The sequence below is a fragment of the Arcticibacterium sp. genome (genome assembly GCF_055134445.1).
The window spans coordinates 1-7,938 of the sequence record NZ_JBSRVI010000028.1; the positions used below are offsets into that span (position 1 = coordinate 1).

Here is a 7,938-nt window from a genome sequence, read left to right on the forward strand (position 1 = left end):
ATCCTCATTCGTATAAACAGACCATAATTAACACAAACATAGCTTTTCCGTAAAATTCAATTAACATTTGGTAGGCAACTTGCATCATGCAAAAGAAATACGACTACCGAACCATAGTGCTTTCTGATGTCCATCTGGGAACAGCTGGTAGTAAAGCAGTAGAGGTCACTAAATTTATCCGAGATTATTCGTGTGAAAGGCTTATTCTAAATGGAGATATCATTGATGGATGGCAACTAAAAAAATACGGGGCTTGGAAGAAAAAACATACCGCATTTATACGTGCCGTACTCAAAACCATTGAGAAAAACGATACCCAGGTTTGCTATGTAAGGGGTAATCATGACGATTTCCTAGACCAATTCCTACCCTTCACTGTGGGTTCTAACTTTAAAATTGTAAAAGAACTGGTTCTTAAGTCTGGCGATAATAAATTCTTTATTACTCATGGAGACGTGTTTGACTTGGTCACTAAAAAGGCTAAATGGCTCGCTCACATAGGAGACTTGGGTTATACATTTTTACTCTGGTTGAATAAAAAGTATAATCAATACCGCGTCATGAAAGGGCTCCCTTATTATTCTCTATCACAAAAAGTAAAAAACTCAATTAAAATGGCTGTAAACTATATATCGGATTTCGAAGAACAACTTTCAGAAATGGCTAAATCAAAGAACTGTAATGGCATTATATGTGGCCATATTCATCAACCTGCCATAAAAAACATTGATAACATTCTCTATATGAACTCTGGAGACTGGGTGGAGAACAAATCTGCTTTAGTAGAGGATTTTGCCGGAAACTGGGAAATCGTTTACGACGCATCTCATCTTTCTTCGCAACCAGATTCATTTGATGAAAAAGACATTGATTTAGATATGGATCTGGAAGAGATTGACAAAGATTTTGAGGAGTCTTACGGACACATCTTTGAATTAAAATGAAAATAGCATTCATCGTTCAAGGAGAAGGAAGAGGTCATTTAACGCAGGCGGTAAGTCTTTTCCAACAACTTCAAGGTTCCAATCATGAAGTGGCAGCCTGTTTCGTTGGAATGATTAAGAAAGATAACTTCAGTTCTTTCATTGAAACAGAAATAAATACGGACGTTCACTATTTCCATAGTCCTAACCTTATTTACAATCAAAGTGGTAAAGGTTTAAGCCTAAAACAAACCATAATCCAAAACTTCAAAAAACTACCTGAACATAATAAAAGTCTTAATCAAATGAAGCTCTGGATGGAGCACTATCAGCCAGACCTTATTATTAATTTCTATGATTTTCTAGCTGGAATTTTTCAAATCAGATTCCCATTCACTGCTCCTCCCATGATATGTGTAGGACATCAATACCTACTGCTTCATAAAGCGTTTGTATTTCCTGAGAAAAAATGGTTAGACAGAATTCTGGTAAATCTGAATAGTAGAATAACCGCACTAAGATCTAAAAAGATGCTTGCTCTCTCGTTCAGTCCTTATCAGAACAATAAGAATATCATCAGTATACCTCCTCTAATCAGAGATTCCGTTTTATCTGAGTCTACATCCACACTTCCCTACTACGTGGCTTATATGACCAATTCTGGACTACTCAGTCAGTTGGAAGATTGGCATATTAAAAATACAAATGTTGAGGTTCATTGTTTTCTTAAATGCGACCAAGAACAGGAAGTTACCCAAAGACATAAAAACCTATTTATACATAAGCTGGACGCCAAAAAGTTTCTTCGCTTAATGGCAAATGCCAAAGGTCTTATCACCACGGCTGGATTTGAGTCCGTTTGCGAAGCTATATATTACGGTAAACCCATAATGATGGTTCCTGTCCCAAATCACTTCGAACAGGCCTGTAATGCCTTAGACGCTACGCGTTTTGGAGCAGGGATAAGTCAAGAAACTTTCGATTTGGATTTATTCTTAGCATTTACCGAAACCTTTGAGAGTCCCATGGTTCCATTTAAAGACTGGCTGCAGCATGGTAAATCCAAATTATTAGCAGAACTAGACCATTTCGAATATAGCCTTCTACAGCAGTAAGCATTTCATTGGCACCGCAGAAGTAGCTTAAACCCGGCTTATGCATTGGAGAATCGTAATGAGTTTTAAAGTGGAATAAATCAGACATTTAAACGAGATTAGCATAGCGGTTTACCCTGAGCTAATGCGACAGGGTTCTGGCGATTGAGTTTAAATGAGTTTACGAACTGATTTATGTTACCCTCAGCTTGCTACGGTCCCGATAAAATCGGGAGTCTTTCTAATGAATAAAGCGGGTTAAACAGTTTCTAGAAAGGTTCAGTAAATAACATGTTCACGACTTCGAAACGCTTGGTATTCTGCCCCAAGACATTATTGGAATGCCCGCCATTCTCCTAACACTCTTTATCTTACTTGCCATAAAGACCTCCTGGCCTTTCTGATTAGGACGGCATAGGAAGACTATAATACCAAACTAAAAATAATACGAAGCTTAATATTGGCCAGTTAAGTTCCACAAAAGAACGGCATTGATTTATGATATCTTTCATTGTCTCATTTTAGATATCTCAAATTTACCATGCCAAAGTTACCTAATTATTACCTCAATATTAAGAAACAAAAAAGCCCAGAAAATCCGGGCTCTTTTGTAATTACCAATATGAATCAAGTTTAAAAAAACTTTATTCTAAAGCGTGTATCCCACACTAACTCCAAAGGATGAACCTGGTTTAAATTGGTCATAAACTTGAGATTTAGCATTGAACCCCTCATATAACCTTTGACGCTTGGCATCTAAAAGATTACTAGCATTCACACTTACAGAACCTCTCTGAGTTTTACCAAAGCGTTTTGTAGCTTTGAAATTCATAGAGTTAAATGGCATTTCGAATATATCTGGGTTTCTTCCTATACCCACTACAGAAAGTCTCTTACCCTGAACGTTATAACTAATGTTCGCCTCTAATCCACGCTCTTGGTGCAGATAAGTAGCAAATGCATTGATAATAAAAGGAGACTGACCTTGCAATTGTCTTGACTGATTAATGGTTTCGTCTATTCTGGCATTCTCCACTCTAGACTCATACTCATTTTGGTTCATATCCACTTTAGAATAAACATAAGTGAAGTTAGTACCTAGGCTTAACGGTTTCTCGTTACCCACCATAAGACCTAAATTCTTACGAAATTCAAGCTCCCCCCCTACGACTAAAGCAGAACCAACGTTTCTTGGCTGTACATCATTAGGAGAAGCCTGGCTATAAGCAACTACCTCTATCGGGTTTCTAAATGTTTTAAAGAAACCACTTATAGAAACTATTTGACCGCCTTCCATAAACTTCTCTAATCTTAAGTCGTAGTTCATGATTTTTGTTCCTTTAAGCTCCGTGTTTCCTATGTACGTTCTATCTGAAATTGCATCATAAATCTGAGAGATTGACGCTTCTTTAAAAGATGGTCTTGCCAGTGTTCTAGCTATCGCAAATCTCAAATTCGTTTTTTCCTTAAGAGCATAAACTAAGTTTGCGGAAGGAAGAAAGTCTAAAGACTCATTGATTTTCTCATTATCCAAAATCACATCTCCTAAGTTTGTTTGACCTGTATAGTAGTGGTCAAATTTCTCTACTCTTAATCCGTAAATAGCTTTTAACTTATCTGTTAAACTCAGCTCATTCATTAAATAAACTGATGATATCGTTTGCTTGGCAGCATAGGTATTAGCAGGTTCAAAGTTTCCAACTACATAAACGCCCGCATTAGATTCTTTAGTCCAGATATTCTCAGGAAGAAGTAATTTGTTGGCGTCCCCGTTTATATTCAAACTACTTTGGTTTCTGATATTAAAAACGTACTGGAATATTTCGTAATCTCTGTTTTTGATTACATTTCCGGCACCAAAACGAAGTTTTGCGTCACCTCTGTTGGTGACGAAATTATAGGTGAAATCAATTTTTCCACTATAATCTACCTCTTGCAAATTCCTAAATAGTCTTTTTGGCTGAGCTCCTTCTGATGGCTGTATAGAATACACACCTTCATCAAATCTAAAAGGCGTTACTCTAACATCTTTGTCCTCTATACTACTCACTGTAGGAGCAAAACTCCAGTCAATTCTAAACTTATCTTGCTCACCTAAACTGTGCTCACCTTTAATATTATAATTTGCTATTGACCTTTCAGAGTACTCTATATTATCTTGAAACAAAGTAGACGAGTTAAAAATGAAAGTTTCTTGTTTAAATAAACCTGCTTTACTCTCTCCGTTTTGAATTCTTAAAACGTTCAAACCTATTTTATGTTTGTCAAACTTAACCGCTAAACCAGCTAATCCACTGGCCATTACATTATTGTTTGCCAAGCTTCCCTTTTGGGATTGGTTCAATTCAAACTCATAATCCTTTGAAGGGTCAAAACCCTTTATATAAGCATTGTACTCTGCGTGCTCATAAAATTCGGTTGTATTTTTATAGTTGGCGGCTAGGTTATAACCTATTGTGAATTTATCAAAGTTAATTTGATCACCAGTGGCAATAGAAGCACTGAAATCCATTGGCGATGTAGCCTTAGTTACACCTAATTCTGGCTGAAACCTCTTAGTTAGTGTAGTAAGTGAAGCGTCTCTTTGAGCAACGGAAGGAATATTTTGTCTTGAATCCACTGGCAAAGCCCTCATGCCATCATCAAAACCTAAGAAATCTGTAGAACTCTTAGCTCCTTGAATATAGTTTTTATTGAAATGCATAGATGGATTATACGAACCACCTACGGAAATACTAAAAGAACGCTCTAATGGAAAGTCCTTAGTGGTAATATCTACAATCCCTCCTGTAAAATCACCTGAAACGTTTGGCGTGGCTGTTTTAATCACCACCATATTGTCAATAATATTGGTGGGGAATAAATCCATCTGGATAGTATTTCTATCTGGATCTAAACCAGGGATATCCAAACCATTTAGCATTGTCTTAGTGTAACGGTCTCCTAAACCTCTTACAAAAACATATTTTCCACCTTCTACAGAAACACCAGTTACTCTTTTAATAGCTCCACCTGCATCACTGTCTCCTATCCTTTTAAAACTTTGGCTAGAAATACCATCCATTAAGTTTGGCGATTTCCGCTGCATGGTTAATAAAGCAGATTCACTGTTTCTAACAATTGTAGCTTTAACCACAACTTCTTGTAGAACGGTAGCATCATTACCCATTCTTACATCTAAAAGTGTAGTTTCACCATCCTTTACGATAACTTCTTGGATGGTAGTAGCCGTATAACCTACAAAAGAAAAATTTAACGTGTAAGTACCTGGTATTAATGAAATAGAATACATTCCATCTAAATCGGTATTGGCTCCTTTAGCAGCCTCTTTAACATAAATAGTAGAGAAAGGAAGTGTTTCTCCATTGGTATTATCTATAACAGTACCCCTGATTACCCCTGTTTGACCATAAACAGAGGCCGATAAAATCATGCTCGTAAAGAGCGTAATTAGTGTAAAAGTTTTTTTCATTGATTTTTATATATTGGTAATTTTTATAAAGAGAAGGTGAGGTTATAAATAACCCCACCTGGAATCTTTCTTAGAATCCTTCTAAAGCACCTTTAGAAGCAGCATAAGTCCATGAGAACTTCGCTGGGTCTGCACCTACAGTTCTTGTAGTTACAGCTTTATTTTTAGCAGTCATGTCAGCTTTGAAAGCTGCATCATTTCCTGTTTTAAAAGTATCTTTAAAAATGGCAGACAATGCCGTAACAGCTGCAGGCAATTTGAACTCGTTACCAGCAATTACAATTTTACCAGCAACATAGTTAGCCTGAACATCAGCGTTGTCATCTAATTCCATATCTTCAGCAGCTCCAAAATTGAAGAAGTAGTTATTCATCAAAGTACCTTGAGCATTTGATCTCCAGTCCGCATATTCGCCAGTTTTACCTTTGAATGAGCTATTCTTTACGGTGAATAATCCGCCAGCATTAATAGCGTTTTCTGGACCATCAATTTCAAGAGCGTGGTCACTATCAGAACCAGCTATATAAATAGAACCATCTATAGTTCCTGAGTAAGACTGGTCAATATCATAACCGTCATCTCCTTGACCCCAAACTAAACCATAACTTAAGTTTACAGAGCCACCGAAAAATTCGATACCGTCATCAAGGTTTCCTACAACCTCTACATATTCAATAACGGTTCCTGAACCAACCCCACCTAAAGTGATACCGTTGATTTCGTTACCGTCACCAATCAGAGCACCACCATGACGTACAGATACATACTTAATAACACCAGAGTTATCGGCAGCAGCACTTCCACCATAAGCACCATAAGAATCATCAGCAGGAATTCCTTCAATTTGAGCTTCCGCACCAGAACCCGCAGATATAGGAGCTTTACCTAAAACAATAAGTCCACCCCAAAGAGAATTATCTTCTTCAGTAAGATTAGTACCGAATTTCTGACCGATTGCAATGTTATCTTCGATTGAAGTCATTACAATAGGAGCATCAGCCGTACCTTCCGCCATTACTTTCCCGCCTCTGGCTACAATAAGAGCAGAAGCCAACGACCCTGTTCCTTTGGCACCTTTGATAATGGTACCCGGCTTGATAGTTAAAGTAACACCTTCAGAAACTACTACTTTACCTTGTAAGATATATACCTTATCAGCAGTCCAAGTTTCGTCGGCAATAAGTAAACCCGCTTTAGTTACTTCGGTAACAGGAACATTCACCTGAATGCAATTTCCATCTGAACATACAAAACCCGTTGGACACGTTACATCAGCACAAGGGTTTACATCAACAGCTACGCAATCACAATCTGCCGTTAAAACAGAACCTTCACTACAAACAGTCTTGCACTCATCAGAGTTGTCGTCACAAGACGAAAAAAGAAATACAGATACCGCTAAAACGGCAAAAATCATTTTTGAAAATTTCATTTGTTTGGGAAATTTGGAGTTTTTAAATATTCTTTCACTTTTTTAAACTTGACTCCCGTCCGAAATCAAAACAGACGTGCTTAATAGTATTTATGATTCATTAGTTTTTCATAAGAAATTCCTTTCCTCTGAATTTTGCCACAAAGCTATGACCCCAAGATTAACTTAATGTTAAGGATAGGTTACTTAGCTGTTAACAATTTAAACAGCTAATTACATGGCAATTAAATCACTGAACTTAGAATATTTCAATTCATTTATGAATAAATGACACTTGCTTAATAACAAAGAGGATTTGGAGGGTAGTTAGACATCATGCAAAAAAATACAAAAGCCGAGCAAACTCTTGATTCATTTGTTCCGTATATATAGTAGAGGTAATGGGAATATGATGCAGAAGAGTTATCGTTTCTTCTGTAATTCTACACTCAATAAAAATAGTTCAGATTTATTTGCGTTCTATAATGAGAAAATCTACCTTTGGACATCAAAAAGAGATAGTCAGGAAATAAAAACATTTAAAATAAAAGTTGTGTGGATTTAGTAGCGGGAAAGGCTGGAGCAATTTGTTCCAGTCCTTTTTTTTATGTGCCACTTCAAGTCACTTATTTACAACTTTTTAAACCTGAAGAAGTTTCCTTTTACAACTTTCCTGAAGTAAAATCAAAGTTAAAAGATTAAATCCTACCCTAATTCTCTTCCGACAATCATAGCACACTAACACTCACTCAAAAGTGATTTGTAATCAGACCATGCAAAAAACTTAAAAGCCAAAAGTCTTTTTTTGTGCTCAATCCAACTCTTATTGAATTGGAGATTAAAAAAAAATATTTCAATTGATAAGGAGTGAAAATTTCAGAGCTCAATTTAGAAGTGCTACTTATTGAATTCGGGTCAAGAGCAAAATCTGGGGGATGAGTTCTTTAAGCATAAATTTGACATAGTCTAAAAAGGAAGAATTCAATACTCCTGACACCTCTAAACCTAGATCTAAAAGCTTTGATTTTCGCATTGAAA

The 7,938-nt window shown here is 36.6% G+C and carries 4 protein-coding genes; 2 read left to right on the forward strand and 2 right to left on the reverse strand.

The window, feature by feature from the left end; genetic code table 11:
- Window positions 1-86 precede the first annotated feature (86 nt).
- Together ACTBZY_RS03725 and ACTBZY_RS03730 are read left to right on the forward strand one after the other, a co-directional pair.
- Entirely contained in the window at window positions 87-944 is an 858-nt protein-coding gene (locus ACTBZY_RS03725) for a UDP-2,3-diacylglucosamine diphosphatase (protein WP_463044990.1), read from the forward strand.
- Window positions 941-2,038, forward strand: coding sequence for a glycosyltransferase family protein (locus ACTBZY_RS03730; RefSeq protein ID WP_463044991.1), 1,098 nt, complete (start codon window positions 941-943; stop codon window positions 2,036-2,038). The genes ACTBZY_RS03725 and ACTBZY_RS03730 overlap by 4 nt, the downstream gene beginning before the upstream one ends.
- Window positions 2,039-2,666: 628 nt before the next feature.
- Here ACTBZY_RS03730 and ACTBZY_RS03735 read toward each other — a convergent pair.
- Complete coding sequence (locus tag ACTBZY_RS03735; RefSeq protein ID WP_463044992.1) at window positions 2,667-5,489, reverse strand: TonB-dependent receptor; 2,823 nt, start codon at window positions 5,487-5,489, stop codon at window positions 2,667-2,669.
- 70 nt (window positions 5,490-5,559) lie between these two features.
- Window positions 5,560-6,921 (reverse strand): hypothetical protein, encoded by a 1,362-nt coding sequence (locus ACTBZY_RS03740; protein WP_463044993.1) that lies wholly within the window; start codon window positions 6,919-6,921, stop codon window positions 5,560-5,562.
- Window positions 6,922-7,938: the final 1,017 nt, after the last annotated feature.

What these genes read in the sequence shown, in the direction of transcription:
- ACTBZY_RS03725 (WP_463044990.1), top strand. Translation starts at nt 87, where the DNA reads ATGCAAAAGAAATACGACTACCGAACCATAGTGCTTTCTGATGTCCAT.
- ACTBZY_RS03730 (WP_463044991.1), top strand. Translation starts at nt 941, where the DNA reads ATGAAAATAGCATTCATCGTTCAAGGAGAAGGAAGAGGTCATTTAACG.
- ACTBZY_RS03735 (WP_463044992.1), bottom strand. Translation starts at nt 5,489, where the DNA reads ATGAAAAAAACTTTTACACTAATTACGCTCTTTACGAGCATGATTTTA.
- ACTBZY_RS03740 (WP_463044993.1), bottom strand. Translation starts at nt 6,921, where the DNA reads ATGAAATTTTCAAAAATGATTTTTGCCGTTTTAGCGGTATCTGTATTT.